Consider the following 25,878-nt stretch of genomic DNA (forward strand, 5'->3'; position numbering starts at 1 on the left):
GCGCGTCAGCCGACGGGTCAGTACCATCGCCGGGGCGGGCGTTCTCGCTTTGCTCCTGACAGGCTGCGGAGGTTCCGATACCAGCAAGAACGTCAGCGGTGACAAGCCGGAGGCGGACCAGACCGCGTCCACGGGTACGCCGCTGACACTCGACACCGCACCGCGGCGAGCGCACTACACCGACCGCGGCAAGAAGGCGCACGAGCTGACGCTCCACCCGACCCTGCTCGAGCTCGGCTCGGCCGAAGACCTCAAGGACGTGCGGCTCGACGACGACGTACGTGGGATGGTGCCGCACTACCTCACCGTGTCGATCACCAACACCGGATCCGGTGAGGTCAAGAGCGCTCAGGTGGTCAACAACTTCCGTCTGGCGCTCGCGGACGGCACCGCCGGCGAGCGCGTCTCGTTCTTCAGCAGCAACCCCCTGGCCTCGCCCGGCAGCGGCCCGCTGGAGACGTGCAACGGCACGAAGGCTCCGAGTGCCTTGGCGGCAGGCCAGGCGGCGACCGAGTGCCGGGTCGTGATGCTTCCCAAGGACACCCAGCCCGCCACCGTCTCCTACAGCGACGAGTCCGGCATCCAGATGTGGAAGGTCGAGGGCGGCGACACCGGCAGCAGCGTGCTGCCCTCGGACAAGCCGGCCGAGGTGACGTGGAAGGACGCGCGGGACAAGGAGGTGCCGCTGACCGTCACGCCGAAGAGCGTGCGCAAGGCCGGTCCCGACGCGCTCGCCGATTACAACCTGAACGCCAGGCAGAAGGCCGCCACGGCGTACTTCGTCACGCTCCAGTACCGCAACAACGGCACCTCCAAGCTGTACCCGAGCATGGACAGGGCGGTTTTCCTGCGCACCGCGAGCGGCCAGACCCTGCGCCCGCTCACCCTCATCGCGATCGGCAGCAACGGCCCCAAGGGCTGCGAATCATCCGTGCCCTACGGCATGGTTCAGCCCGGCAAGAGTGTCCGGCAGTGCGGCGTCTACCTCGTCAGCAAGGGCGACAAGCCCGTCGCCGTCACCTTCTCCTCCACCGCCGACGGAGCCGAGCCCGTGACCTGGAAGGCCTCCTGACGTCGACGATCCGTGCTTCGTTCCTCAGCCGTAGGTCAAGGCCTCTTTGAGTCAAGATCCCTGCTACTCCCAAGGTGACGGCCCACTTGTTAGGCGATCATGGGACTGTGAGAGTACGACTAGGAGAGTTCCGTTGGGTAGATCTTGAGGCGGGGCGGAGGCCCCGTCGGCCCTCACAGAGCAACTCCGTCATCGCCCCTTTCTCATCAGTCGGCACCGGCTCTTCGTTGCCGAACTTCATCCCGACAAGGTGACCGAGTGGCTGAGCGATCGCACTGCCGCACTGGAGGCCCCTACATGGGGTGAGCTGGCAGAGAAGATCGCCCGGATCGGAGAGTGGGAGTACGAGAATTACACCGGCTGAGGAGTGGCGTTCCAGCTCAGTCTTGGGAGCCACCGGGGTCGCGTGTGCTGCTCCCGGCCCACGCGTCCTCGGAGTGGTGGGCGACTCAGGTGTTCAGTGACGCGGTGATCGCCATCGTGGTATAGGCCATGGTGAAGCTGCCACCGATCGCGTCGATGGCGGCCCCGACGCCCTCCAGCACCTCGGCCAGCTTGTCTGGCGGGAGTCGGGTGAGCGCGCCGGTGGTGGGCAGCAGGTCGAGCCAATCGTCGCGGCTGTAGTACTGCTCCCAGTCGAATCGCCACTGCTCCGGCTCGCCGAACCCGGCCGTCTTGCGGATGCCGTCGGCGAACGTGGCGAACATCGCCTGGTAGATGTCCTGGGCCGGCCTCGGCGATCCGGCGCTGAGCGGCGAGTCGGGCGCCACCTTCTGGAAGACGGTGGCGAACGCCTCCGCGACGAAGGGCGGCGGGTCGTACGCGTGCGCGAACACCGCCAGCAGGCCGCCGGGACGCAGCACCTGCGCCGCCTTGGCCGGGCCCGCGACGGGGTCCACCCAGTGCCAGGACTGCCCGGCGACCACCGCGTCGAAGGTGCGACCGGCGGCGTCCCAGTCCTCGAACGTCGCCGTCTCGACCTCGACCCCGGTGCGGCGGGCGAACTCGGCCATCCGGACGTCCGGCTCGACACCCAGCACCTTGCACCCGGCCGCCAGGAACTGGCGGGCTTCTATACCGGTGCCGCAGCCGACGTCGACGATGTCGGGGCCGGGGCTGGCGGTGATGATTCGCTGCACCAGGGCGTCGGGATAGTCGGGCCGGGCCCGGTCGTAGCGTTCGGTGTCGACCCCGAAGGACTCCGCCATCTGCCTGGCCTTATGGGGCTCGTTCCGCGGAGGCTCCGGTTGCTCCTGCGCTAGAGTGGGCATGTGCCCACAATAGTGGGCGCATGCCCACTCATCAACCCGCGCACGGTTCGCGGTGAGCGAAGGGCGGGCGGAGGCGGGTAAGAAGGAGGAACGGGCGATGCCGACTGGAGTGGCCCTCCGGGATGTGCGGCAGCAGTTGTTCGACGCCGCCGAACGCGTCCTGCTCCGGGACGGGGCGAACGACCTGACCAGCCGGGCGGTCACGGCGGAGGCGGGCGTCGCCAAGGGCGTCCTGCACCGGCACTTCGAGGACTTCGACGCCTTCCTTGCCGAACTCGTGCGGGACCGCATCGCCCGGCTCGAGAGCCAGGCCGACGCCCTTCGCGGCTCCGCCGGGACCGGCGACGTCGCCGGCAACCTGACCGGGGCGCTTGTCGACCTGTTCGACTCGGTCGCCGTGGCGATCGTCGCTCTCGTCATCTTCCGGGACGAGTTGCGTGCCCGGCTGCGTCAGGCCCGTTCGGCTCCCGGTGTTCCGGTCTTGACGGATGCTGCAGCCATGATCGCCGCCTACCTGAACGAGGAGTGCGAACTGGGCCGCATCGCGGCGGACGCCGATGTGGAGGCGCTGGCGCTTTCCCTGATCGGGGCAGGGCACATGTTGTTCGCCGGCCGGGAGGGGGTCCCGCCGGAGCCTGAGGAAGTCGGCAAGGTCGTGAACGCCGTCATCGCCGATGTCGTGCAAAGACGACTGCTATGAGCTGATGTCCTGCGAAGACGGACTTCACGTTGGCTCCGGTGTTAGATCCTCCGATCAGGGCCTGGCCGCGTTGCCAGGACCGTGGCGGTGGCCAGGGCGGTGAGCGCTGCCAGGAGGGCGGCGGCGGTCAGGGTCAGGGCGTCGGGGTGGATCAGGGGCTGGGCGCGTAGGGCCTGCCAGGTGACCAGGGCGATCAGGCCGGTGTAGCTCGTGGCGAGCACGGCGATCAGGCGGGCGCGGGTCCGGTCGTCGCGTAAGCGGGGATAGCGAGCCGCCAGTGCCGCCAGGAGCAGGGCGGCGATCAGCATGACCTGCAGGCCGTGCATGCCGACGAAATGAGGGACCCGCAGGTCGCCGCCGGTGGTGCTCCACTGCGTCAGGGGGAGGCCGGGGCCGCCGTCGGGGACGCCCACGCTGTGACCGCTGCTCAGGGATACTCGCTGGCCGCTGGTGGTCAGGGCGGTCTCCGCCTTGCCCTGGATGGGGATGAGGAAGCCCAGGGCCATGCCGGCGACGGCCAGGGCCAGGCCTGTGTGGATCGCCCGGCTCATGGCGCGGTCGGCGTGGACGCGCTGGAAGGCCAGGATGATCGCGAGCGCGAGGTTGGCCAGCATGATGAGGAGCACGGCATTGCCGAAGACGACCAGCATGATCTTCTCGGCCGGTGCGGTGGACTTGTGGAAGTGGCTGAAGGTGCCGCGGGCGGCCTGGACGGCGACGATGACGGTGTCGACGAACCCGGTGACGGCGAAGACGGTGGCCAGGCCGGAGGTCCACTTCCTGCCCCGGTGAGGCAGGGACAGCATCCAGGCCAGGGTGGTTCCGTAGACGGCCATCGACACGGCGAACTTGAACGGCTTGAGCCAGACGGGGGCGCCGAGAAGCACCCGGTCGTCGAGCACGAGCCCGATCGTCGAGACGACCAGCAGAAGCAGCATCGAGGCGACCATCAGCATCAGCGGTCGATGCCACTGCATCACCCGGCGAAGCGGCGTACCAAGGACCGTGGACACGGAACCTCCTGGGGGGCGACGGATTCATGGCCAGAGTCCCGGTCGCCGGCCGCGGCCACATTGCCGCGCACCCCCGTCTTGCGGTAGGGCCGGCCCTACCGCCTGGCGGTGAGGTTCGCCGTGATGAGCAGGCCGGCGGGGACGGCCGTGAGCAGGAAACCGCTCGGTCCGATCAGGGTGACGGCCAGGGCTCCCCAGGCGAGGCTCGCCCAGCCGACATATCCGGGTACGTGTTGTCCCTGCCGTCCCAGCCGTGCCACCAGGAGTCCCAGCAGGGCGAGGACCACGACGAATCCGCCCGGCAGTGCCCAGAAGATCGCCAGGGAGTCGGCGTCGGCGACCCCGTCGCGGAGGTCTCCGGCGAGCCAGCTGGACCAGGGGGCGAGGAGGGCGAAGACGGCGGTGTGCGCCACGGCGATCATGATCATGCTTCGGCCGGCCCAGATGGTGAGCCGGCTGGGGGGTGCGGACAACGCGGGCTGGTAGGTCGCAGGTGTGGTGCTCATGGGTACGAGCTTTCCGGGGACGAGGTCCGGCGCCCTCCCCCGTGCGAGGGAGGCGGCTCCCTCGCCAGTGGGGGAACGGGAAAACCGGTTGGGGCGTGCGGGGCGGGCCCCTAGGGTGGCGCGATGACAACTCAGGTGATCGTGCTGAACGGTGGCTCCAGTTCGGGAAAGTCCGGGATCGCCCGGTGCTTGCAGGCGGTGCTGCCGGATCCTTGGCTCGCTTTCTCGGTGGACGACCTGGTCGACGCGATGCCCGCGGCCATGCGGGCGTCGGAGGAGGGGATCGAGTTCGCTCCCGACGGCCAGGTGATCGTGGGGCCGGAGTTCCGGGCGCTGGACGAGGCGTGGACCGCGGGGATCGCGGCGATGGCCCGCGCGGGTGCCCGGATCGTCGTGGATGACGTGTTCCTCGGCGGGGCGGGGTCCCAGCAGCGGTGGGAGAAGGCTCTCGCCGGGCTGGACGTGCTGTGGGTCGGGGTGCGGTGCGACAGCGAGGTCGCCGCGGGGCGCGAGATCGCCCGGGGCGACCGGACCGAGGGGATGGCCGCGTTGCAGGCTGAGGTGGTTCACGAGGGCGTGGTCTACGACCTGGTGGTGGACACCACGCATACCGAGTCGCTGGAGTGCGCGCGGCGGATCGCCGGGCGGGTGCGCCAGTAAGACCGACGTTGTACGGTGCGGTTGGAGGTGGGGAGCCCATGGCGGACGAGCAGATCAGGACGATCGGCGGATGCCACATGTGCAAGCGCACCTTCGGCTTCGTTCCCGCGCAGGTCATGACGGTCATGATGGATCCCGAGACCCGCCTGCCGCTGGGCATGACGGTGTCGGGCGCCTTCCGTGAGCCGACGCCGGAGGCGACCGCGAGAGCGGTCGAGGCGTACGTCTGCCCCGACTGCGTCGACAAGGTGAAGCAGCTGAAGGAGTTCATGGACAGGCCCGTCCCTCCCTTCGGCACCTGGCAGAGGGGCAATCCCTGATCACACCAGGGTGATGCGCTGGTCGGCGGAGTCGGTGTGAGCGCCGCAGAGGAGGTTGCCATCCTGTCCGTTCAATTCCAGGACATGACCACCGGTTCGGATGGGACCTCTCCAGTCAGTAGGCATTCCAGCAGCAGGGAGCACGCATTCATCCGTGGCGCGCAGGTCGGTCAACGTCCACCAGGTGACGGACCCAGTCGCCGACGCTGGTGTAGCAGGACGCGGGCCGAGGAACGCAGGATCGGGTGAGGAACGGGCACGATGACGGCCGTAGAGTCACTGGGCGCGGGCGCGGGCGCGATCGATGCGGACTTGCGTGATCGGAGTAGGTGCGGAAGGACCGCCGCGGTCGGCGATCAACTACAGGGCTGCACCGGGTCCGCGTTCACGACCTTCCGGGCAGTGAGCACGTACTACGATCAAGCCTCATCGTGCCCCTATACCGTTTGGCGGCTTGTGCCTCTTTAGTCCTCACCATTGGTTCGATCATTCTCGGCCTGGTGATCGGCACCGCGACGCCCGCATGGCTGGTCACCATGTGGTATCCACCCGACGAGATCGTCGGGAGGTCTCCTCTGGTGCCGGTGCTGGCCTGGTTGCTGCTGCTCGGGCTGGTGAACGCGTGGATGCTGTGGCAGGTGCTGCGGGTGCCCGCGCCGATGGCTCTGCCGATGCGCTCGGCGGCCACGTGGCTGAGGCTGCTGCTGTACGCCAACGTGGTGTGGTTGCTGATCCCCTCGTTCCTTCCGGATCTGGTCGAGACGGTCGTCGGAGTGGCGCTCCGGTTGTCCTTGCTCGTGCTGTTCACGGTGGTGTTCACCCGCTCAGGTCTGCCCTTCCGGCTGGCTCTGCTCCTCTTCGGGCTGGTGGAACCCGTCGCGTTGCTCGCGAGCGGCCTGGTGAGCGATGCGAGGCCCCAGCTCTTCCTGGGGCCGGCCGCGAAAGCGACCGTCATGGCCGTGGGTGCGGCGGCGCTCGTCGTGATGGCGCTGCTCCTGCTCGCCCAGTGGCGCGATGGACGCTGGAGCCGGGTGACGCTCCTCATCGGGTGGGGCACGTTCGTGAGCCCGTTCCTGGTGGAGCTCGTGGACAGCCTGACGAGCGGCAGCGCGATCGAGTCGATCGCCGAGGCGATGGATGTGCTCCACATCGTCTGGATGGCGCGTACGGCACATGAACTGAACCATGAGCCGAGGCGGAGGGCGCCCCTGCGCGTGCCCGCGGCGGTCGCGCCCGTGGCCGCGGTCCTCCTGCTGATGGTCGTCGGACCCGAGGGCGCTCCGCGTCTCACCTACGCCTGGCGGAACGGTGACCTCACGGACTGTTGGGTCAGGCAGCCGCCACGTGTCGCCGATGTCCCGGCCCACCAGCGTGATCGAGCCTACCTGTGCGCCGTGCGGAAGCCTGATCGGGAGGTTTCGGACCAGGAACTGCTCAGCAGGGGCAGAGGCGCGTGCGTCAGGTTCGCGGCAGGGGAGCCGGTCAAGGCTCGTCCTGCGCTGCTGGCGCTGATCTGCCCGGACGTGATTGGAGGGAAATATCCTGACCTGTTGCTGTCGTCCGCTCAGATCGAACAGCAGCAGGCCGAGAAGGAGAAGCTCCGGCGCGAACAGTCGGCGCGCGAGGCGCGCGAGGAGGACGCCCTGTGCCGCGACCCGTGGCCCGCGCTACGCACCCGCTTCCAGGCGACCGCGTCCTATTACGACTGGGACAGTCAGCCGTACGGGATCTACGACGCGGAAGCGGACACCGGAGAAGATATCGAGGCGATGTGGAGTGCGGGGTCGTCCAGCCCTCTGGTGACTCATGGCCAGCTGGCACTGATCTTCACGCCCGCTCAGGACTGGGCGACCTGCGTCACGGCGAAGGCGTTGCGCTCGGCCCCGCCGCCCCTGCGACGCAAGGGCTGGGACAAGGTGGTCGAGGCGGACATCCTTAGCGAATCTGGTCGCTTGGTGATGCAGACACTGTCGGCGAGCAAGGTGCGCTTCCCCAACCTCGCGCGCAGTGGTCCCGGCCGTTACCGGTTGCGCCTGTACACACGCCCAGGAGTGGATCTCATTCTCGTCTATCCGGCGGGGAAAGCGTCGTAGCGAGAGTCGGCCGCTCCTGGCACCAGGCGCCGTCCTCGATCGTCCCGGCCGTCCCCCCCGGACCCGCGGCCGGCCACTAATCTGCCGGGCATGCGGATGTTGCACCTCGGGTTGCGGGTGACCGACCTGGAGCGCTCGCTCGCCTTCTACACCGCGCTCGGGTACGCCAAGCTCGGGTTCGTCCCCGAGACGGACTTCGGCAGCCTGACCATGCTGCAGTTGCCCGACGATCCGTTCGTCAGCCTTGAGCTCGTGTACGACCCCGCGCGGCCGGTCGAGGACACCGGGGCCGTCAACCACCTCGTGGTGCAGGTGGACGATCTGGACGCGACGGTCGCCGATCTCGCGGCCAAGGGCGTCACGGCCGAGCCGCCCGCGGAGCTCGGGCCGGGGTTCCGGACGTCCTGGCTGACCGACCCCGACGGTTACAGGATCGAGCTCGTGCAGTGGCCGCCGGGCCATCCGCCCGGGATGACGGCGGCCGATTTCGTCTGACGGGTCCGTACGTCGGTCGACCCCGACGCCATGGTGAGCGGGTCGCCGCCGGAGACACCGAGGAGGCACGCACGTGGCTGCGGAGCGTCCGCGTCACCGGTGGGGAGCCGGTCCAGGATCATGAGCCGGTGCGGAAGATGATCCGCTGGTCGGCGGAGTCGGTGTACGCGCCGTAGAGGATGAACGCGGTGGGCGGGCGTCTGCCGCCGAACTCCTTGCCGATCGACAGGGCCATGCCGGTGGAGACGTTGACCAGGCGGGGCACGCCGTCGCTGAAGGTGGGTCTGTTCCAGCGCTGGGCCGGGGCGGCCGAGCAGGGGGTGAGCTGGACGGTACGGATGCCGCCGCCGTTGAAGGAGACCGTGTCGTACTTGGCGCCGGCTGTCAGGCATCGCCCGGTCACGGCGTTGACGAGCTGGAACCGGGACGCGTCGCCCTTGACCCGCCAGGCCGTCCCCGGGTCGGTGCAGCTCAGTGCCGCGACCTGGGTCCCTTTCGTGCCGACGCACCGGCCCACGTAGCTGATCCGGGTGCCGGCGACCGCTGCCGGGGTGGGCTTACGGGTCTTCGAAGGCGAAGGCGAAGGTGAAGGCGAAAGCGAGGACGAAGGCGAGGGCGAACGCGAAGGCGAAGGGGAGCCGGAGGGCGAGGCAGAGGGGGAGCCGGAGGGCGAGCGCGTGGGAGTGGAGGAGGTGGGCGGGGCGGCCGCGGGCGGGGGTGCGGGCTCCGGTGGCAGGGTGAAGACGATCGCGGCGGTGATCACGGTCGCCGCCGTCGCCGGGATCGCCCACCCCAGCATCCCCACGGAGGCGCTCTTCGAGGCGGCGGCCTTGCCCAGCCCTTCCACGGCGAACGGCAGCAGCGCGATGGGCAGCGCGGCCCGCAGCGTGGCGTTGAGGTCGAGCAACCGGCTGTGGGCACGCGCGCAGCTCGGGCAGGAGTCGAGGTGCGCGCGCAGGGCCCGGGGGAGGCGGCCGCTCTTCTTGCGTACGGCCGCCGCCAGCGGGTCGGCGTACTTGCGGCAGTCGCCCGAGGCACCCGCGACGTGGGCGGCCAGGTACGCCTTGCGCAGGCCCTCGCGGGCGCGGAAGGCGAGCACGCCTACGTTGCCGGGGGTGGTGCCGAGGATCTCCGCGACCTGCTCGGGCCGCTCGTCCTCGATCACGGTGTGCCACAGCACGGTCTGCCAGCGCGGCGGCAGCGACCGGTACGCGCGGGTGACGAGATCGTCGGGCGGCTCGGGCTCGGCCACGGTCAGCTCGTCGTCCCGGAACTCGGGGGTGAGGACGCGCCGCTGATCGGTGCGCGCCCATTCGGCCGCGGTGTTGCGGGCGACCGCGTACAGGTAGGGACGCCACGCGCCGGACGGGCCGGCCTCGCCGCCGCGGACGGTCCGCAGAGTGCGGGTGAACGCCTCGCTGGCCAGGTCCTCGGCGATGTGGGGGTCCTGGCACAGGCGGCGGGCGAAGGCGAGGACGGCGGCGTGGTGCCGCTCGTACAGCTCGGCCACGGCACGGCTGTCTCCGGCCCTGACCAACTTGGTCAGGGCCGCGTCCTCGCGCTGCGAATCTTCCACTTACCTGATCGTGAACGTGAGCGACCTGCTCGGGTGCGCGGTCTTGGCGTGCACGCGGGTGTGCCCGGCGCCGACGAGCCGGGTGGCCCTGGTGGCGGCGATCTTCAGGGTAATGGTCCCGTTCTGCTGGGTTTCAACCACCCACTGCTGCCTCGTGCTCGTCTTGCCGCACCTGGTCAGGACGACCGAGCGCAGGCCCCTGCGGGCCGAGCCGAGGGTCAGGCAACGGCCCTGGCTACGGATCTGCACGGCCTCGCCGGTGGTCGGTACCAGCCGCCAGTTCGCCGCCCGGCACGAGCCCAGGCGCACGTTCGTACGGAAGGAGGTCAGGCAGCGACCCGACGCGCTCTCGATGCGGATGTTGCGCGACACCGGCAGCGACGTCCGCGTCGGGTGAGGGGTGGGGTTCGCGGTCGCGCTCTTGGTCGGGGTCGGGGTCGGGGTCGCGGTCGGGGCAGCCGTCTTGGTCGGGGCCGGGGCGGGTGAGGAGCCGGTGCGCAGGTACTCGGCCACCATCGGGGTGCCGCCGCCGCGGACCACCTTCGCTCCGGCGCCGTCCTTCACACCCTGGACGGTGAGCTTCGCGCCCGACTTCCCGCCGGAGCGGTTGAAGAAGTTGGTCTTGTCCTGGTCGGCGTCCGGGATCCACTGCTGCGACTTCTGCATCGCCACGCACGGCGCGGTGATCACCGGGACGGCGTCCTTGTCCTTGGCGGTGAGCTGCAGGCAGCGGCCGGTTCCGGCGTTGCGGATCGTCAGGTAGCCCTGGGTGTCGATGCTGCGCCGCCAGACCTGCTTGTCACTGTTCGAGCACTCCGCCTGCGTCACCTGCTGGGCGCCGCCGTCGAGGCACAGCCCGCTCTCCACGACGCGCATCCGGAAGTCCGCCGCCGGGGTCGGCTGGTCCTTGATCAGGTACGGGCTGAACGCGACGTTCCTGTTCTCGGCCAGCGGCTCCCCGGCCGGCTGAGAGGCCCTGGTCGGCTCGAAGTAGCGGAACTTGTCCGTACGGCACGAGTCGAGGTGGTAGTTGGACGCGGTGTCGGCGGTGCACTCGGGCCTGCTGCCCATGTTGCGGCAGACCGGGTCGTCGCCGTTGCCTTCTGACGTGCCGTCCACGTTGCAGTGGCCGAGCCCGAAGCCGTGGATCATCTCGTGGGTGAACCCGGCCTCGCTCCAGCACCAGCGCGGCAGGATGACGCCGCCGGTGCTGAGCCCGGCGTCCGCGCCGCCGCCGGTGCAGGAGTTGGTGATCTCGTTGTCGCGGACGAAGAACATGAGCTTCACCCGCTTGGTCGCCACGAGCTCACGCACCCGCGCGGGCTGGCCGTCGAGGTTCTCCGAGAACGCCGTGCCCAGTTCGGCCCGGTTGCGGCCCTTCACGAAGGGGATCTGGGCCACGATCGGACGGCAGTCGCCGTCCTGGACGTACCTGATCCGCAGCGAGCCCCCGAACCGGCGGGCGCTCGCGTCGAAGGTCTGGTCGGTCTCCCACAGCGTCCGCTCGACCGATGCGAGCTCGGTGGCGTACTGGCTCTGGCCCGGCTGGTGGGCGTAGACCGGAAGCACCCATCCCTTCCCCGCGGCGTCCGTGGCATCACAGGCGAACCCGGGCGTGGCGGCCTTGGGCGCCGCCTGCGTGGTCGCGGACGCGACCGGCGCCGTCCCGACCAGGACGCTCGCGGCCACCGTGGCTATGAGTGACAACGCGAGCGTCAGTCTGTTCCTGCTCATAAGAGCTCCTCTCGTTCACTAGAGAGGAGTGGGTGCACCGCTGTGGATTACGCGGTTTCGGAAATCCCGATGTAATGCCGGGCGGCCCTCATGCACAAGAAGGGGAAAACCCCGACAAGAAGGCGCACCTGGATGGCAGGCACTACCGATGACCTCCGGCGGATCGCGCGTGATCCGGCCGCGTTCGAGGTCTTCTACCGAAGACACGCCGAGTCCGTCAGCCGGTTCGTGGCCAGGAGAGTCACGGATCCGCACACGGTGGACGACGTGACGACCGAGGTCTTCCTGGCGGCGATCGACACGGCGGGCAGCTACCGGCCGGATCGGGGCAGCGAGGTGGCCTGGCTGTTCGGGATCGCCAGGAACGTGGTGGCGATCGAGCAGCGCAGGGCCGCGCGCGAGCTGCACAAGACCGGGCGGGCGGCGGGCCGGAGGGACCTGGACGCCGACGACATCGCCAGGCTGGAGGAGCGGATCGACGCGGAGCGGGCCGCGCGCCCGCTGGTGGCGGCCATCGCGGCCCTGCCGAAGAGCCTGCGGGCCATCGCCGAGCTGGTGGACGCCGACGGGATCCCGGTGGCCGACGCCGCCGCCGCGCTGGGCATCCGGCCCGGCACGGCGCGGGTCCGGCTGCATCGCGCGCGCCGCCTGCTCAGGGACGCCACCCTCCCGGATCTCGCCACGAGCATGGAAGGATCATGATGAGCGCACCACTCGCCGGTTTCGAGGAGCGGCGGCTCGCCGAGCTCAAGGAGTACGTGGCGGCGCGGGCGAGGCGGCGGCCACGCCCACGCCTCCTGCTGGCGGCGGCCGCCGCGGTGACCATGATGACGGCCGGCGGTGTCGCGGTGATGACGGCGGGCGGCGGCGACCCCGCGTACGCCGTCACCATGGGCTCCGACGGCGTCGTGGACGTGGTGGTCCGGGATTTCCGGGACACCGGCGGCCTGACCGAGCAGCTGCACGAGCTCGGGGTGCCGGCCATCGTGGACTATGTCCCGTACGGGATGATGTGCCGCGAGCCGCGGGCGCAGGTCGTCGAGCAGGTCCCCCCAGGGCTGTATCACGCGCCGACCACCATCCCGGGCGAGCGCGAGGGCTGGCAGATGCGGATCGACACCAAGCGGTTCGAGCCCGGCCAGACCTTCGTGTGGACGATGACCGTAAACCCGCGCGGTGCCAGCAGCACCAGCACCATCCTCATGCGCGATCCGGTCGCTCCGTGCGAGCTCGTCCCCGACGACAGGCGGGTCGAGCTCGACCCCGGGAAGCCGGCGACGGGGAAGGGCGGGCCGCTGGAGGGCGTGCGGGTCGAGGGGAGGACCGTGGCCGAACTCGATCGTGAGCTGTGGAAGCACGGGCTGCCCGTGATGGTCAACGTCATCCGGCCCGACCCCGACGCCCCGGAGGGCTTCGTCGTGTACGCGTACGAGCAGTCGGCGTACGAGGAGGACTACGTGGTCTGGGCGGCGGACGTGGTCCGTCACGGTGACGAGCAGGTGATCCGGCTGCTCGTCACCGAGAAGCGTTATCCGGAGAATCCGGTCAGACGGTGACACAGCCAGGCGAGGGCGAGCGGGTAGCGGTACTCGATGGCCATGTGGCCGGCGTCGAACAGCTCGAAGCGCACCCGGTCGTCGGGCACCCCCGCCGCCGCCACCGCCTCGCGGAAGGCGGTCGCGCCCAGGTCCAGGTACCACTCATCGCGGGTGCCCGCGTCGATCCAGACGGCCCGCATCGAGCGCAGCGCCTCGGCGTACTCGGGGCGCCGCGCCATCCGGACCGGGTCCAGGGCCAGCCAGCGCTCCCACACCTCGGGGACGAGCGCGCCGTTGGCGTCGAACGGGATGCGCACCGTGCCGTCGTCGTCCGCCGAGTAGGCGCTCGCGTACGCGTAGATCTCCATGAGCTGCATGTCGCTGCTCCTGGTGCCGGGGATCCGGCCGCGGAAGTCGGCGAGGAACCGGTCGTACGAGCCCTCGTACAGGTCGCGCAGCTCGCGGGCGCGGGCCGGGAACGTGGGCTGGTGGGCGGCCTCGAACAGGGCGTCGCCCGCGTGGGTGGCGAGCGCGCCGAACACGTCGGGCCGCAGCATGGCGTTGACCATGGCGCCATAGCCGCCGCTGGACTTGCCGGTGATGGCCCGCGCGTCGCGTGCGGGGATCGTGCGGTAGCGGGCGTCGACCCAGCCGACCACGTCCTCGCACAGGTAGGTGTGGTAGCGGCCGGTGCCGGGCGAGTCCAGATACTGGCTGCCGCCGACGGACGTCCACGCGTCCACGTACACGACGATCGCGGGCGGCGCCTCGCCGCGCGCGAACATGGCGTCCGCCATCTCCGGGTACGGCCGGCGGAACGGGGTCCGGCCGGCCCACATCGTGAGCTGGCCGGTGTAGCCCTGGATCACGTAGACGGACGGGTAGCGCCTGTCGGTGTCGTCGTCGTACCCCGGAGGCAGGTAGACCCAGATCGGTCGTTCGTGCGGGTCGCCGAGCGGGTTGCCGCGCAGCGCCGGGCTGTCGATGACGGCGTGGTCCATCCGGCCGGCGAAATCGGGTGACCAGGGCAGCATGTGCGTCCTTCCGTGGGTGTCACAGAGTGAGCTCCACGAGGCCGGGATCGGACCCGGCCCCGGCCGTGCGGACTTCCGAGAGGTCAACGCACCGCGCAGAGCAGGCGGTTGTGGCCGCGCTGCCAGAGGGTGCCGACCTCGGCGAAGCCGGCCGCGCGCAGGGCGTCGGCGTGATGGGACAGCAGGTGGGACTCCGAGCCGCGGTGGTCTGGCCCGGCGGTGGCGCGGGCGGTGTTCAGCTCCGCCAGGGCGGGGTCGGCGGCCACGGCGTCCCACCAGGTGCGCCAGTCCTCCGGCCGGTCGTCGCCGAAGACGCGGGCGGTCTGCTTGTCGTGCACGGCGCGCTCCAGGGCGGCCAGCGCGGGGGTGGCGTCGTCGGTGTCGAGGTGGTCGCCGTTGAGCAGCAGGCCGCCCGGGCGCAGGATGGACGCGACGTCCGCGTACATCGCCTTCAGCTCTTCCGGGTCGATCCAGTGCAGGGCGGTCGTGCTGACCGCGGCGTCGGCGGGGCCGTCCAGGCCGAGCGCGGCCGTCCAGCCGGGCTTGCGCAGGTCGGCGGAGACGAGGGTGAGGTGCGGGTAGGCGGCCCGGCCGAGGCCGAGCAGCAGCGGGTCGGCGTCCACACCGACCACCCGCGCGCCGGGCAGACGCTCGACCAGGCGGGCCGCCAGCGAGCCGGGGCCGCAGCCGAGGTCGACGACCAGCGGGTCGGGGCGGCCCAGCGCCTCGACGGCGTCGATCATCGCGGTGAAGCGCTCCTCGCGGTCGGGCAGGTAGCCCTCCTGCTGGCGATCCCAGCGCGCCATCCAGGCGAGTGCGGCATCGTGGTCCAACACGACGATCCCCCTTGTGACTGTCTTGTAAGCTTTGGGCAGTTACAAACTAGAACGTAAAGGCGTAACTGGTCAAGTGGACTTCAACAGTCACGGCGATGCGGTGATCCGCGTGGCGGTGGGGCTGGTCAACAGCCTCACGCCGGGCGAGCGGCGCGGGCGGCCGGCCCCGCCGCCCGCCGGCCTGGCCGAGGCCGCGACCGAGGGCCTGCGTACGGGCTATCCGGGCCACAAGCCGGTCACCGAGGCCGAGGGGTCGGAACTGGCCGAGGTCGCGCAGCGGCTGCGCGCGGTGTTCGAGGCCGTGGCGGCCGGCGACGTCGACGCCGCCGCGGAGCGGATCAACGCCCTGCTGGCGGAGACCGGCGCGCGGCCGATGCTGATGCGTCACGACGGCGAGCCGTGGCACCTGCACTACCACGGCCCCGGCGGCACCCTCGCGGGCGACTGGGCCGCGAGCTGCGCCACCGGGCTCGCGCACGTGCTCGGCAGCGAGTTCCACGACCGGCTCGGGGTCTGCACCGCGCCGCACTGCGATCGGGTGTACGTGGACGTCTCGCGCAACGGGACCCGGCGGTTCTGTTCCACGGCGTGCCAGAACCGGGTGAAGACGGCGGCCTTCAGAGCGCGGAGCAAGACCCCATAAGTCGGTAAATGTCGCCCTGACCTGCAAGATCTCCGGGAGTACCAGGATGCGAACCCAGCTCGCGGAGCCCGATGACGTGCCAGAATGTCAGCACTGTGATCTCCTCCCCGTCATTCCCCGTCGAGTTCGTCGGCCTCTCCAACGGCGACGTGCTGATGCTGCCCGCGGTCTGGCCCGTGCGCCTCACCCCGGAGCAGCAGGGTCAGCTCGTCGAGCGTCTGCAAGAGGCCGCCCGCCCCGACCTGCCCCGCGTCGAGGCATGAAAGCGCCCCCTACTCCAGCTCCCCGGGAGAGAACACCGGGGAGCTGGAGCCCGTTCATGCGGCGGCTAGCCGTTATGTCCTTTTGACGTCTCTCATCCCAGGAAAGTTCACAAGAAAATCAGGCCACACCGGTGAGGCCGGCGTGCCGGTCGGCTTCCATCTGCGCCTGGAGGATCGCCTGGCGCTCGGTGGTGATCCGGCGGCTGATGACCATGTACGCGTTCAGCACCTGGCAGTAGGAGCGGCGCGCCTGGTCGAGCTGCACGGTCAGCTCCAGCACCCGCTCGCCGTCGCCCGCCTGCTCGGCCTCCGACAGCAGCGTGCGCGCCTCGTCCACGATCTCCTCCGCCCGTTGCCGGGTGTGGCGGAGCAGCGCCGAGCATTCGTGGAGCTCCGTCAGCCTTGCCGAGGAGACGATGAATTCCGCTGTGTGCACGATCGACCCCTTGCCTGCCGTCCGCCTGCGCAGATCCGATCCCATCCCCGCCACCTCCACGTCAAGATTGCCTCACTGTAGACGCGCGCTCGGGCCCCGCCGATCATCCGGGAGGACCTGGAGGTACGGCACTGCTCCTCCGGGGAAGTTCTCTTCTCCCGCGGGGGATAACTGCGTCCCTGAAGCTGATTCGGTGCGGGTTATATGCCGTAATCGGTGACCTTACCTGCACAATTCTCAGAATGTGTCGGAATAGGCGCACTCTGCAAAAGGAAGGCATGAAGACCGCCGAATCCACCCACCCGCACCGCGCGATGGTCACATACTGATACCGGTCAGGAGCACACGGTGACGACCCGCGGGAGGTTTCCATGGAGGTCGGAGGCGAAGTTCCGGTCGACGTCAGCATCGTGATCCCGGCCCGCGACTGCCGGCCCTATCTCGACCGGTGCCTCACGTCCGTGCTCGTCCAGCGGGTCGCCAAGGAGATCGTGGTCGTCGACGACGGCTCCACCGACGGCACCGCCGAGCTGCTCGGCCTCTACGCCGCCCACCACCGGGGCACGGTCAAGGTGGTCCGGGTGGAGAGCTCCGGCGGCGCCGGACGGCCGCGCAACGTCGGCCTCGGCCACGCGACCGGCCGTTACGTCTTCTTCTGCGACGCCGACGACTATCTAGGGCCCGGCGCGCTGGAGCACATGCTGTCCGCGGCCGACAGGAACGACGCCGACATCGTGCTCGGCAAGATCGTCGGACACGGGCGGCGGGTCCCGGAGTCGATGTTCCAGCGCAACGCCGATCGGGCCGAGCTGGGCGAGAGCGCCGTCTACAACAGCCTGAGCTGTTTCAAGCTGTTCCGCCGGGACATGCTGGAGCGCCACCGCATCCGGTTCCGCGAGGGCGTGTTCGTCGGCGAGGACATCTACTTCACCGTGCACGCCTACTGCCACGCAGGGACGATCTCGGTGGTCGCCGACCACGACTGCTACCACCTGGTCGCCAGGCCCGACGGCAGCAGCGTCATGCAGCGTCCCGCCAGCCGCGACCCGCTCGCCTGGCTGGCCATGATCCACGAGCCGATCCGGCTCATGACCGACCACGTCCCGCCCGGCCCGCTCCGCGACCACCTGCTGGCCCGTCACTTCAAGCTCGACATCCTCGCCCAGCTCGGCCGGCCCTTCCTGGAGGCCGACGAGGTCAAGCGCAAGGATGTCGCCGTGGCGGTGGCCGCCCTGTGCGACCGGTGGCTCACGGACGGCGTGCGCGAGCGTCTGGGGAGCGCCGACCGGCAGCGGCTGGCCGCGCTCGGCGACGTGGAGCGGCTGGCCCTGCTGGCCGTCATCGAGGCGGCGCCCGTCGAGCGCCGGCTGACCGGGCTGTGCTGGGACGGCCGGACGCTGGTGGTGGCCTGCGAGGCCGCGCTGACGGGATGCGCCGAGCCCGACGGCGTCGCGCTGGTGCTGCGCACCCGGCACGAACCCCGGCGGGAGCTGGTCGTGCCGGCCGTCCGGTCCGGCGGCCGGTGGGTCGCCAGGGTCGACCCGGCGCTGCTGGATTCGGGCATCTGGGACCTGCGCGTGTCGGTCGAGCTGGCCGGGGTGACCCGCACGGCCAGGCTGGGCGCCGACCGCGACACCGCCCTGGCCCGCCCGCCTGCCCGGCTGGTCGGCGAGGTCGCCGTGCTGCCGTACTTCACCCGCGATCACGACAACCTCAGCCTGGACGTCGGCGGGCACGCGGTCGGCGTGCCAGGCAGCGCACGCCTGGTCGGCACCCGCTGGTCGCTCGGGCGGCGGCTGGTGCTCGACGGCGAGATCGCGGTGGCCGGGGCCGCGCCGCCGCCCGAGGCCGTGCGGCGGCTGGTGTGGCGCGAGCGCGGCAGCGGGAGCGAGCGGGCCGACCGGGTGGTCGGGCTGGCGGGCGGCGGCTTCGTGGCCAGGCCGGCGGTGGGGCGGTTCGGCCCCGGGGTCTGGGACGCCTATCTGGAGCTCGACCTGGGCGGGCCGCCCGCCAGGTTCAGGATCGAGGCCGGCGCGGAGTCGGTCGCCGGGCCCCGTCGCTGGCTGCTGGGCACCGAGCCGTGCGTCGCGCGCCCGTACGCGACCTCGAACAGGGGGCGGCTCAGCGCGGTCGTGCGGCGGCTGTCCGCGCGGGCACTCCTGAAAAGAATCATGCGCTAATGCAATCCATATGCAACTGCACATCGATGACCTAAAGTGGGGGGTGTCCGGCCCCTCTGCTTGGAGGCTCGTCGTGCACGTACCCGATGGCTTTTTCACCGCCGCGGTGTCCGTCTCCGCGGGCGTGGTCGCGGCGGCCGGAGTGGCGGTCTGCCTGCGCGGCGCCCGCCGGGAGCTCGACGACCGGACGGCCCCGATGGCCGGGCTGGTCGCCGCCTTCGTCTTCGCCGTCCAGATGCTGAACTTCCCGGTCGCCGGCGGCACCAGCGGCCACCTGCTGGGCGGGGCGCTGGCGGCCATCCTGGCCGGGCCCTTCACCGGGGTGCTCGCCATAGCCGTGGTCCTGCTGGTGCAGGCGCTGTTCTTCGCCGACGGCGGGCTGACCGCGCTGGGGGTCAACATCATCCTGATGGGCCTGGTCACGGTGCTGGTCGGCTGGGGAGTCTTCCGGCTGGTCACGCGGGTCGTGCCGGGGCGGGGCGGGGTGACCGCGGCGTCCTTCGCGGCGGCGCTGCTGTCGGTGCCCGCCTCCGCGCTGGTGTTCACGCTGCTGTTCTGGATCGGCGGCACCGCGCCGATCGACCTGGCGACCGTGGCCGCCGCGATGACCGGCGTGCACGTGCTGATCGGCGTCGGCGAGGGCCTGATCACCGCGCTGACCGTGGCCGCGGTGCTGTCCGTCCGTCCCGACCTGGTGTACGGGGCGCGCGAGCTGGCCGCGCCGCTGGTGCTGCGCGGCGCCGACGGGACTAGCACGGTCACCGGACGGGCGCCGGAGCCCGCGGCAGGGGTCGGAAGGCTGCCGTTCCTGCTCGGCGGGCTCGGGGTGTCGCTGCTGCTGGCCGGGATCGTGTCGTTCTTCGCCTCGCCGCACCCCGACGGGCTGGAGTCGGTCGCCGAGGAACAGGGCTTCCTGGGGCAGGCGACCGACCACGTGTTCGGCGGGTTCGCGCTGGCCGACTACGGCGAGGTGGGCGGCATCCCGGTGGGCGTCGCGGGCATCGTCGGCGTCGCGCTGACGCTGATCGTGGCGGGCGTGATCGCCTACGCGGCACGGGCGCGCGGCCGGGCCTCGTCCGGCGAGAGGGTCTGAGCGGCCCCGATGGGCGTGGGGCGCCGGCTCTATCTCCCGGGCGGCTCGCCGGTCCACCGGCTGCCGCCGCAGTGCAAGCTGCTCGCCGTCCTGGCGTTCGCGATCGTGATGGTGGCCACGCCGCGCGAGTGGTTCTGGGCCTTCGGGCTGTACGCGGGCATGCTCGCGGCGGTGGCGGCCGTGGCCCGGATCCCGCCGGGGCACATCCTGCGGCGCATGGTCGTCGAGCTGCCGTTCGTGCTGTTCGCGTTCCTCATCCCGGTCATCGGGCTGGGGGAGCGGACGGAGGTGCTCGGGCTGTCGCTGAGCGTCCCAGGGCTCTGGGCGGCCTGGAACATCCTGGCCAAGGCGACGCTCGGGGTCACGGCCTCGATCCTGCTGGCGTCCACCACCGAGCCGCGTGACGTGCTCGTGGGGGCCCGGCGGCTGCGGGTGCCCGACCTGCTGGTGCAGATCGCCATGTTCATGCTCCGCTACCTGGACGTGATCCTGGACGAGATGCGGCGGATGCGCGTCGCCAGGGAGTCGCGGGGTTTCCAGGCGCGCGACCTCCGGCACGCGCCGGTGATCGCGCGCTCGGCGGGGGCGCTGTTCATCCGTTCGTACGAGCGCGGTGAGCGGGTTCACCTGGCCATGCTCAGCCGCGGATATTCAGGCCAGATGCCGATGATTCATGATTTGTCGGCCACGGCGCGACAATGGGGGACAGCGCTCGCTCTCCCGCTCGCGGCTCTGGCCGTGCTCCTGCTGGGGGGACTCGCCGTATGATCCCGAACTCGCTCGAAGTCAGCCGGCTCGCCTACGCCTACCCCGACGGGACGCAGGCGCTGTTCGGCGTCGACCTGACCATCCGGCGCGGCGAGCGGGTGGCGCTGCTCGGCCCCAACGGCGCCGGCAAGACCACGCTCGTCATGCATCTCAACGGCATACTCACCCCCGGCCACGGCACCGTGACGGTGGCCGGCACCCCGGTGCGCCGCGACACGCTCAAGGAGATCAGGCAGCGCGTCGGCCTGGTCTTCCAGGACCCCGACGACCAGCTCTTCATGCCCACCGTCCGCGACGACGTGGCCTTCGGCCCGGCCAACGCGGGCGTGCGCGGCGAGGAGCTCGCGGCCGTGGTCAAGAACGCGCTGGACCGGGTCGGCATGCTCGACGTCGCCGACCGCCCGCCGCACCACCTGTCGTTCGGCCAGCGCCGCCGGGTGGCGGTGGCCACCGTGCTGGCGATGGAGCCGGAGATCCTGGTGCTCGACGAGCCCTCGTCCAACCTGGATCCGGCGGCCCGCAGGGAGCTGGCGGAGATCCTGCGCTCCCTGGACGTGACGGTGCTCATGGTCACCCACGACCTGCCGTACGCGCTGGAGCTGTGCGAGCGGGCGATGATCCTGTCGGACGGGGTCGTCGTGGCCGACGGGCCGACGCGGGAGCTGCTCGGCGACGCCGAGCTGCTCGCCAGACACCGGCTGGAACTGCCCTACGGGTTCGCTATCCCGGCTGCGGCGGAACGTGGATGACCACCAGTTTGTCGCCCTGGCGCAGCTCGGCGGCGCGCGGGTCGGCGTAGGTGAACATGTGGCCGTCCCTGACGACCGCGACGGGCAGCTCCTCGCCCTTGACCGGCGGGCCGCCCACCTCCTCGGGACGTACGAGACGCTCGCGCAGGTCGACGCCCTTGCCGTAGGTGAGCAGATCCTGGATCAGGGCGCTGACCGCGGGGCTCTGCGTGGCCACGCCCAGCATCCGCCCGGCCGCCTCGGCCGAGGTGATGACCACGTCGGCGCCGCTCTGGCGGACCAGCGGGTCGTTCTCCGCCTCGCGGACCGCGGCCACGATCGTCGCTCCCGGGTTGAGGCTGCGCGCGGTGAGCGTGACCAGGGCGGTGGTGTCGTCGCGCCGGGTGGCGATGATGACCTGGCCCGCGGTCCTGATCCGGGCCCGGCCCAGGACGTGGCTGCGGGTGCCGTCGCCCAGGACGCCGGCGAAGCCGTCGGACGCGGCCTCGTCCACCACCGCCGGGTCCGGGTCCACCACCACGATGGACTCCTTGGGGCTGCCGTTGTCGAGCAGCGTGCGGGCGGCGGCCCTGCCCTTGGTGCCGTAGCCGACGATCACGGTGTGGTCCTGCAACCTGGCCCTCCAGCGTTCGGTCAGGATGGCGTCCCTGGTGCGCCGGGTGAGCACCTCCAGCGTGGTGCCCACGAGCACGACCAGGAAGGCGATGCGCAGCGGCGTCACGGCCACGATGTTGACGACCCTGGCCGCCGTGGTGACGGGGGTGATGTCGCCGTACCCGGTGGTGGAGATGGAGACGGTCACGTAGTAGAGCGCGTCGAGCAGCGACACGCGGCCGTCGACGTTGTCGCGGTAGCCGTCGAGATCCATGGCGACCAGCGCGAACATGGCCAGCAGCATCGCCAGCGCGATGGCCATCCTCCGCAACACCGCGCGCAGCGGGCTCAGACGGACGGACGGCAGGCGAACGCCCAGCGCCGTCTCGTCCTCATTCATACTGCTGATCGTAGTTTGTGGGTGCCCTCTACCCGGGCAAGTCGAAGTACAGTGGCTCATCGAGGAGGGGCCAATGAAGCTGCGGCTTGCGCGACATTCCCTCGGTGACGCCGTGGTGGTGGCCGTTGCGGGAGAGCTGGATCTGTTCACCGCGCCGGTCCTCCGCGACGAGGTACGTGATGCCATCAAGCAAGACGGCGCCCGGCTCGTCCTCGACCTCCAGCAACTCTCGTTCATGGACTCCAGCGGCCTGTCGGTGCTGATCGAGGCCTGGCGGCTGGCCACCGGCGAGGGCGGCGGGGTGTCGCTGGCGGCGCCCCAGGCCCCGGTGGCGCGCATCCTGCGGACCACCGGTCTCGACCGGCGCATCAAGGTCTACTCCGACGTCGACAGCGCCGTGGGGGGAATTTGACCCCACCCCGAGTAGAACTTCATTCGGTTGGGGGTTAGGGTCCGTGCTATGGACGTGAACGGATCCTCAGCAATCATTTCCGGCGGCGCCAGCGGCCTCGGTGAGGCCACGGCCCGCGAGCTGGCCCGCGCCGGCGCCACCGTGGTCATCGCCGACCTCAACGAGGAGCGCGGCAAGGCCGTCGCCGACGAGCTCGGCGGTGTCTTCGCCAGGACGGACGTGTCGGACGACGCCCAGGTGCAGGCCGCCGTGGACGCCGCCGTCGCCACCGGCAAGCCGCTCCGGGTGCTGGTCAACAGCGCCGGCATCGGCTGGGCCGAGCGCACCGTCAACCGCAACGGCGAGCCGCACAACCCGGCCACCTACCGCAAGGTCATCGAGGTCAACCTGATCGGCACGTTCAACCTCATGCGCATCGGCGCGGCGGCCATCGCCAAGACCGAGCCGGTCGACGACGACGGGCAGCGCGGCGTGGTGATCAACACCGCGTCCGTGGCCGCGCTGGAGGGCCAGACCGGGCAGCTCGCCTACAGCGCCTCCAAGGGCGGCATCGTCGGCATGACCGTCCCGGCCGCCCGCGACCTGGCCGCCGTGGGCATCCGGGTGAACACGATCTGCCCGGGCATCATCGACACCCCCATCTACGGCTTCTCGGCCAACGCCGACGAGTTCAAGGCCAAGCTGGTGGCGCCGGTGGTGTTCCCCAAGCGGATGGGCCGTGCCGACGAGTTCGCCCACCTGGTTCACTCGCTGATCCAGAACGACTACATGAACGCCGAGGTCATCCGCTTCGACGGCGGCATCCGATTCCAGCCCAAGTAAATGAGGTCCCGTGTCTGACGAAGTGCTCGTCGAGGAGTCCGACGGCGTCGCCGTGATCACCATCAACCGTCCGAAGGCCCGCAACGCGGTCAACGGGGCGGTGGCCAGGGGCGTCGCCGAGGCGCTGGACGCGCTCGACGCCCGCCCGGAGGTCTCCGCCTACGTGCTGACCGGCGCCGGCGGCACGTTCTGCGCGGGCATGGACCTCAAGGGGTTCCTGTCCGGCGACTTCCCTGTCGTGGAAGGACGCGGGTTCGGGGGCATGACCGAGGCGCCGCCCAAGAAGCCGATCGTGGCCGCCGTCGAGGGGTACGCGCTGGCGGGCGGCTTCGAGCTGGCCCTGTCCTGCGACCTCATCGTGGCCTCCTCGGAGTCCAAGTTCGGCCTGCCGGAGCCCAAGCGGGGCCTGGTGGCCGGCGCGGGCGGCATCATGCGGCTGCCGCGGCGCATCCCGTACCACGTGGCCATGGAGATCGCCCTCACCGGCGACCACTACCCGGCCGCGCGCCTGTACGAGCTGGGCCTGGTCAACCGGGTCACCGAGCCCGGCGAGGCGCTGGCGGGGGCGATCGAGCTGGCCCGCAGGATCGCCGCGAACGCGCCGCTCGCGCTGGCCGCGACCAAGCGGGTGGTCATCGAGTCGCAGGACTGGTCGCTGGAGGAGATGTTCCGCAAGCAGGGGGCGATCGTCCAGCCGGTGTTCGGCTCCAAGGACGCCATGGAGGGCGCCGCGGCCTTCGCCGAGAAGCGCGCGCCCCAGTGGAAGGGCGAATAACCCGACTCCGCACCCCCTCCCGGACACCGGGAGGGGGTTCTTTTATGCGCGCTTGCGGTAGTTCCTGCGTACGGTAAAAGGACGACGTCATCTGGGAGAGGCATGAGCGACTACTCGCGGCCGCGTTTCGAGTCAGCCAAGAGCGGGCTGGCCTCGCTGCTCTCTGGCGCCCTGGCTTCGCTGCTGACGATGCTCGCGATCGTGGGCGTCATGTGGGCCGTCGAGATCTTCGACTACCTGACACCGGGCACTCCCGACCTCGCCTACGGCATCAGGGGCTGGGACCCGCAAGGGCTGATCGGCATCTTCACGGCGCCGTTCCTGCACGGCGGCTTCGGCCACCTGATGGCCAACTCGCTGCCGCTGCTCGTGCTCGGGTTCCTGGCAGGGCTGCGCGGCATCGGCAAGTTTCTGGCGGCGAGCCTGCTGATCATCGTCATCGGCGGCATCGGCACCTGGTTCGCCAGCGGCCCCGGCACCGTCACGGTGGGGGCCAGCGGGCTGGTGTTCGGCTACTTCGGGTACGTCGTCGCGCGCGGCCTGTTCGACCGGCGGGCGCTCGACATCGTCATCGGCATCGGCGTGGTCATCGCGTACTGGTCGATCCTGGCCGGCGTGCTGCCGAGCGACCCGTACATCTCCTGGCAGGGCCACCTGTTCGGGCTCATCGGCGGCCTGGTGGCCGCGTGGGTCCTGCGCCGGCCGGCCGGGGCCATCCGCTAGCGGACGGCCCCGGGGCGGGTCAGAGGCGTCCGACCACGTGGTCGACGCAGGCCGTCAGCGCCTCGACGTCGGCCGGGTCGATGGCCGGGAACATCGCGATGCGCAGCTGGTTGCGGCCGAGCTTGCGGTAGGGCTCGGTGTCGACGATGCCGTTGGCGCGCAGCACCTTGGCCACCGCCGCCGCGTCGACGTCGTCGGAGAAGTCGATCGTGCCGACCACCTGGGAGCGGAACTCCGGGGCGGCGAACGGGGTGGCGAAGGACGACTTCTCGGCCCAGGTGTAGAGCCGCTGCGCCGAGTCGGCGGTGCGGGCCGTGGTCCAGGCCAGGCCGCCGTTGCCGTTCATCCAGTCGAGCTGGTCGGCCAGCAGGAACAGCGTGGCCACCGCCGGGGTGTTGTAGGTCTGGTCCTTGGCGGAGTTGTCGATCGCGACCGGCAGGCTGAAGAACTCCGGCACGAACCGGCCGCTCGCCGCGATCTCCTCGACGCGGGCCAGGGCGCGCGGCGACATCAGCGCGATCCACAGGCCGCCGTCGGAGGCGAAGCTCTTCTGCGGGGCGAAGTAGTAGACGTCGGTCTCGGACACGTCGACGGGCAGGCCGCCCGCGCCGGAGGTGGCGTCGACCAGCACCAGCGCGTCGTCGCCGCCGACCCGCCTGATCGGCATGGCGACGCCGGTCGAGGTCTCGTTGTGGGTGAGCGCGTAGACGTCGACGCCGTCCTCGGCGACCGCCTCGGGGTGGGTGCCGACCTCGGACTTGATCACCGAGGGGTCGGAGAGCCACGGCGCCTTCTTGGCGACCGTCGCGAACTTCGAGGAGAACTCGCCGAACGACAGGTGCTGTGACCGGTCGCGGATGAGCCCGAAGGCGGCGATGTCCCAGAACGCGGTGGTGCCGCCGTTGCCGAGCACGACCTGGTAGCCCTCGGGCAGCGAGAACAGGTCGGCCAGGCCGGAGCGGACGCGGCCGACCAGGCTCTTGACCGGCTTCTGGCGGTGGGAGGTGCCCATGACGCTCGCGCCGGACGAGGCGAGCGCGGCCAGCTGCTCGGTACGAACCTTCGAGGGCCCGCAGCCGAAGCGGCCGTCGGCGGGCTTGATGTCAGCGGGAATCACGATGTCAGCCACCTCACCAGGTTACTGACGTGCGAGGACTGGCTCGTCCAGGGTC

General features: G+C 70.7%; 28 protein-coding genes and 1 pseudogene. 19 read left to right on the forward strand and 10 right to left on the reverse strand.

Annotated elements, in window-relative coordinates; translation table 11 throughout:
• Positions 1 to 49: 49 nt before the first annotated feature.
• Both ACZ6YG_RS31795 and ACZ6YG_RS31800 read left to right on the forward strand, forming a co-directional pair.
• Positions 50 to 1,072, forward strand: coding sequence for a hypothetical protein (locus ACZ6YG_RS31795; protein WP_466020033.1), 1,023 nt, complete (start codon positions 50 to 52; stop codon positions 1,070 to 1,072).
• Positions 1,073 to 1,247: 175 nt separating this feature from the next.
• A pseudogene (locus ACZ6YG_RS31800) lies at positions 1,248 to 1,436 on the forward strand (Imm8 family immunity protein); the annotation flags it as partial.
• A gap of 85 nt (positions 1,437 to 1,521) precedes the next feature.
• On the opposite strand, the gene ACZ6YG_RS31805 reads toward ACZ6YG_RS31800, so the two are convergent.
• Entirely contained in the window at positions 1,522 to 2,343 is an 822-nt protein-coding gene (locus ACZ6YG_RS31805) for a class I SAM-dependent methyltransferase (protein ID WP_364233084.1), read from the reverse strand.
• A 97-nt stretch (positions 2,344 to 2,440) separates the two neighbouring features.
• Between ACZ6YG_RS31805 and ACZ6YG_RS31810 the strand changes: the two genes are divergently transcribed.
• Entirely contained in the window at positions 2,441 to 3,043 is a 603-nt protein-coding gene (locus tag ACZ6YG_RS31810) for a TetR/AcrR family transcriptional regulator (protein ID WP_364233086.1), read from the forward strand.
• Between the two features lie 41 nt (positions 3,044 to 3,084).
• Here the strand turns inward: ACZ6YG_RS31810 and ACZ6YG_RS31815 are convergent, their stop codons facing one another.
• On the reverse strand, positions 3,085 to 4,056 hold the full coding sequence (locus ACZ6YG_RS31815) for a hypothetical protein (protein WP_397199610.1): 972 nt from the start codon (positions 4,054 to 4,056) through the stop codon (positions 3,085 to 3,087).
• A 95-nt stretch (positions 4,057 to 4,151) separates the two neighbouring features.
• Positions 4,152 to 4,562, reverse strand: coding sequence for a DUF6463 family protein (locus ACZ6YG_RS31820; RefSeq protein WP_345483093.1), 411 nt, complete (start codon positions 4,560 to 4,562; stop codon positions 4,152 to 4,154).
• 123 nt (positions 4,563 to 4,685) lie between these two features.
• Here ACZ6YG_RS31820 and cpt point away from each other — a divergent pair, with 123 nt between their 5' ends.
• The 4 genes from cpt (at position 4,686) to ACZ6YG_RS31840 (ending at position 8,130) form a co-directional block, all read left to right on the forward strand.
• A complete protein-coding gene (gene cpt / locus ACZ6YG_RS31825) occupies positions 4,686 to 5,222 on the forward strand; it encodes a chloramphenicol phosphotransferase CPT (protein WP_466020034.1) in 537 nt (178 codons plus the stop codon).
• Positions 5,223 to 5,260: 38 nt separating this feature from the next.
• Positions 5,261 to 5,542, forward strand: a complete 282-nt coding sequence (locus tag ACZ6YG_RS31830; RefSeq protein WP_397199608.1) for a hypothetical protein — start codon at positions 5,261 to 5,263, stop codon at positions 5,540 to 5,542.
• Between the two features lie 500 nt (positions 5,543 to 6,042).
• Positions 6,043 to 7,635, forward strand: a complete 1,593-nt coding sequence (locus ACZ6YG_RS31835) for a hypothetical protein (RefSeq protein WP_466020035.1) — start codon at positions 6,043 to 6,045, stop codon at positions 7,633 to 7,635.
• A 90-nt stretch (positions 7,636 to 7,725) separates the two neighbouring features.
• Complete coding sequence (locus tag ACZ6YG_RS31840) at positions 7,726 to 8,130, forward strand: VOC family protein (protein WP_148036709.1); 405 nt, start codon at positions 7,726 to 7,728, stop codon at positions 8,128 to 8,130.
• Positions 8,131 to 8,248: 118 nt separating this feature from the next.
• On the opposite strand, the gene ACZ6YG_RS31845 is transcribed toward ACZ6YG_RS31840, so the two are convergent.
• Both ACZ6YG_RS31845 and ACZ6YG_RS31850 read right to left on the reverse strand, forming a co-directional pair.
• Positions 8,249 to 9,706 carry a sigma-70 family RNA polymerase sigma factor gene (locus tag ACZ6YG_RS31845; protein ID WP_466020036.1) on the reverse strand — a complete coding sequence of 486 codons (1,458 nt, stop codon included), beginning with the start codon at positions 9,704 to 9,706 and terminating at the stop codon, positions 8,249 to 8,251.
• On the reverse strand, positions 9,707 to 11,440 hold the full coding sequence (locus ACZ6YG_RS31850; RefSeq protein WP_466020037.1) for an RICIN domain-containing protein: 1,734 nt from the start codon (positions 11,438 to 11,440) through the stop codon (positions 9,707 to 9,709).
• A 132-nt stretch (positions 11,441 to 11,572) separates the two neighbouring features.
• Between ACZ6YG_RS31850 and ACZ6YG_RS31855 the strand changes: the two genes are divergently transcribed.
• Positions 11,573 to 12,142 (forward strand): RNA polymerase sigma factor, encoded by a 570-nt coding sequence (locus tag ACZ6YG_RS31855; RefSeq protein WP_271280038.1) that lies wholly within the window; start codon positions 11,573 to 11,575, stop codon positions 12,140 to 12,142.
• Positions 12,139 to 12,996, forward strand: coding sequence for a hypothetical protein (locus ACZ6YG_RS31860; protein ID WP_466020038.1), 858 nt, complete (start codon positions 12,139 to 12,141; stop codon positions 12,994 to 12,996). The genes ACZ6YG_RS31855 and ACZ6YG_RS31860 overlap by 4 nt, the downstream gene beginning before the upstream one ends.
• Here ACZ6YG_RS31860 and ACZ6YG_RS31865 read toward each other — a convergent pair.
• Positions 12,969 to 14,012 carry an alpha/beta hydrolase gene (locus tag ACZ6YG_RS31865; protein WP_466020039.1) on the reverse strand — a complete coding sequence of 348 codons (1,044 nt, stop codon included), beginning with the start codon at positions 14,010 to 14,012 and terminating at the stop codon, positions 12,969 to 12,971. The two genes, ACZ6YG_RS31860 and ACZ6YG_RS31865, sit on opposite strands and share 28 nt — an antisense overlap.
• Positions 14,013 to 14,095: 83 nt before the next feature.
• Positions 14,096 to 14,848 (reverse strand): class I SAM-dependent methyltransferase, encoded by a 753-nt coding sequence (locus tag ACZ6YG_RS31870; protein WP_148036715.1) that lies wholly within the window; start codon positions 14,846 to 14,848, stop codon positions 14,096 to 14,098.
• 73 nt (positions 14,849 to 14,921) lie between these two features.
• Here ACZ6YG_RS31870 and ACZ6YG_RS31875 point away from each other — a divergent pair, with 73 nt between their 5' ends.
• A complete protein-coding gene (locus tag ACZ6YG_RS31875) occupies positions 14,922 to 15,491 on the forward strand; it encodes a CGNR zinc finger domain-containing protein (RefSeq protein ID WP_148036716.1) in 570 nt (189 codons plus the stop codon).
• Between the two features lie 71 nt (positions 15,492 to 15,562).
• Positions 15,563 to 15,754, forward strand: coding sequence for a hypothetical protein (locus ACZ6YG_RS31880; protein WP_148036717.1), 192 nt, complete (start codon positions 15,563 to 15,565; stop codon positions 15,752 to 15,754).
• A 118-nt stretch (positions 15,755 to 15,872) separates the two neighbouring features.
• Here the strand turns inward: ACZ6YG_RS31880 and ACZ6YG_RS31885 are convergent, their stop codons facing one another.
• Positions 15,873 to 16,190, reverse strand: a complete 318-nt coding sequence (locus ACZ6YG_RS31885; protein WP_148036718.1) for a hypothetical protein — start codon at positions 16,188 to 16,190, stop codon at positions 15,873 to 15,875.
• Positions 16,191 to 16,561: 371 nt separating this feature from the next.
• Here ACZ6YG_RS31885 and ACZ6YG_RS31890 point away from each other — a divergent pair, with 371 nt between their 5' ends.
• From ACZ6YG_RS31890 to ACZ6YG_RS31905, 4 genes are all read left to right on the forward strand, one after another.
• Positions 16,562 to 18,370, forward strand: coding sequence for a glycosyltransferase (locus ACZ6YG_RS31890; RefSeq protein ID WP_466020040.1), 1,809 nt, complete (start codon positions 16,562 to 16,564; stop codon positions 18,368 to 18,370).
• A 73-nt stretch (positions 18,371 to 18,443) separates the two neighbouring features.
• A complete protein-coding gene (locus ACZ6YG_RS31895) occupies positions 18,444 to 19,463 on the forward strand; it encodes an energy-coupling factor ABC transporter permease (RefSeq protein ID WP_466020041.1) in 1,020 nt (339 codons plus the stop codon).
• 9 nt (positions 19,464 to 19,472) lie between these two features.
• The gene (cbiQ, locus tag ACZ6YG_RS31900) at positions 19,473 to 20,231 is read left to right on the forward strand and encodes a cobalt ECF transporter T component CbiQ (RefSeq protein WP_466020042.1); all 759 of its coding nucleotides are present in this window, start codon (positions 19,473 to 19,475) and stop codon (positions 20,229 to 20,231) included.
• A complete protein-coding gene (locus tag ACZ6YG_RS31905; RefSeq protein WP_271278941.1) occupies positions 20,228 to 20,980 on the forward strand; it encodes an energy-coupling factor ABC transporter ATP-binding protein in 753 nt (250 codons plus the stop codon). The genes cbiQ and ACZ6YG_RS31905 overlap by 4 nt, the downstream gene beginning before the upstream one ends.
• On the opposite strand, the gene ACZ6YG_RS31910 is transcribed toward ACZ6YG_RS31905, so the two are convergent.
• On the reverse strand, positions 20,952 to 21,974 hold the full coding sequence (locus tag ACZ6YG_RS31910; RefSeq protein WP_466020043.1) for a potassium channel family protein: 1,023 nt from the start codon (positions 21,972 to 21,974) through the stop codon (positions 20,952 to 20,954). The genes ACZ6YG_RS31905 and ACZ6YG_RS31910 overlap by 29 nt on opposite strands.
• Before the next feature lie 73 nt (positions 21,975 to 22,047).
• Between ACZ6YG_RS31910 and ACZ6YG_RS31915 the strand changes: the two genes are divergently transcribed.
• The 4 genes from ACZ6YG_RS31915 (at position 22,048) to ACZ6YG_RS31930 (ending at position 24,706) form a co-directional block, all read left to right on the forward strand.
• Entirely contained in the window at positions 22,048 to 22,386 is a 339-nt protein-coding gene (locus ACZ6YG_RS31915) for an STAS domain-containing protein (protein ID WP_148036724.1), read from the forward strand.
• A gap of 48 nt (positions 22,387 to 22,434) precedes the next feature.
• Complete coding sequence (locus ACZ6YG_RS31920) at positions 22,435 to 23,208, forward strand: SDR family NAD(P)-dependent oxidoreductase (protein ID WP_466020044.1); 774 nt, start codon at positions 22,435 to 22,437, stop codon at positions 23,206 to 23,208.
• Between the two features lie 10 nt (positions 23,209 to 23,218).
• On the forward strand, positions 23,219 to 23,983 hold the full coding sequence (locus ACZ6YG_RS31925) for a crotonase/enoyl-CoA hydratase family protein (RefSeq protein ID WP_148036726.1): 765 nt from the start codon (positions 23,219 to 23,221) through the stop codon (positions 23,981 to 23,983).
• A gap of 102 nt (positions 23,984 to 24,085) precedes the next feature.
• Positions 24,086 to 24,706, forward strand: coding sequence for a rhomboid family intramembrane serine protease (locus ACZ6YG_RS31930; protein WP_466020045.1), 621 nt, complete (start codon positions 24,086 to 24,088; stop codon positions 24,704 to 24,706).
• A gap of 19 nt (positions 24,707 to 24,725) precedes the next feature.
• On the opposite strand, the gene serC is transcribed toward ACZ6YG_RS31930, so the two are convergent.
• On the reverse strand, positions 24,726 to 25,835 hold the full coding sequence (gene serC / locus ACZ6YG_RS31935) for a phosphoserine transaminase (RefSeq protein WP_148036728.1): 1,110 nt from the start codon (positions 25,833 to 25,835) through the stop codon (positions 24,726 to 24,728).
• Positions 25,836 to 25,878 lie beyond the last annotated feature (43 nt).

Source organism: Nonomuraea sp. NPDC054003 (assembly GCF_055585125.1).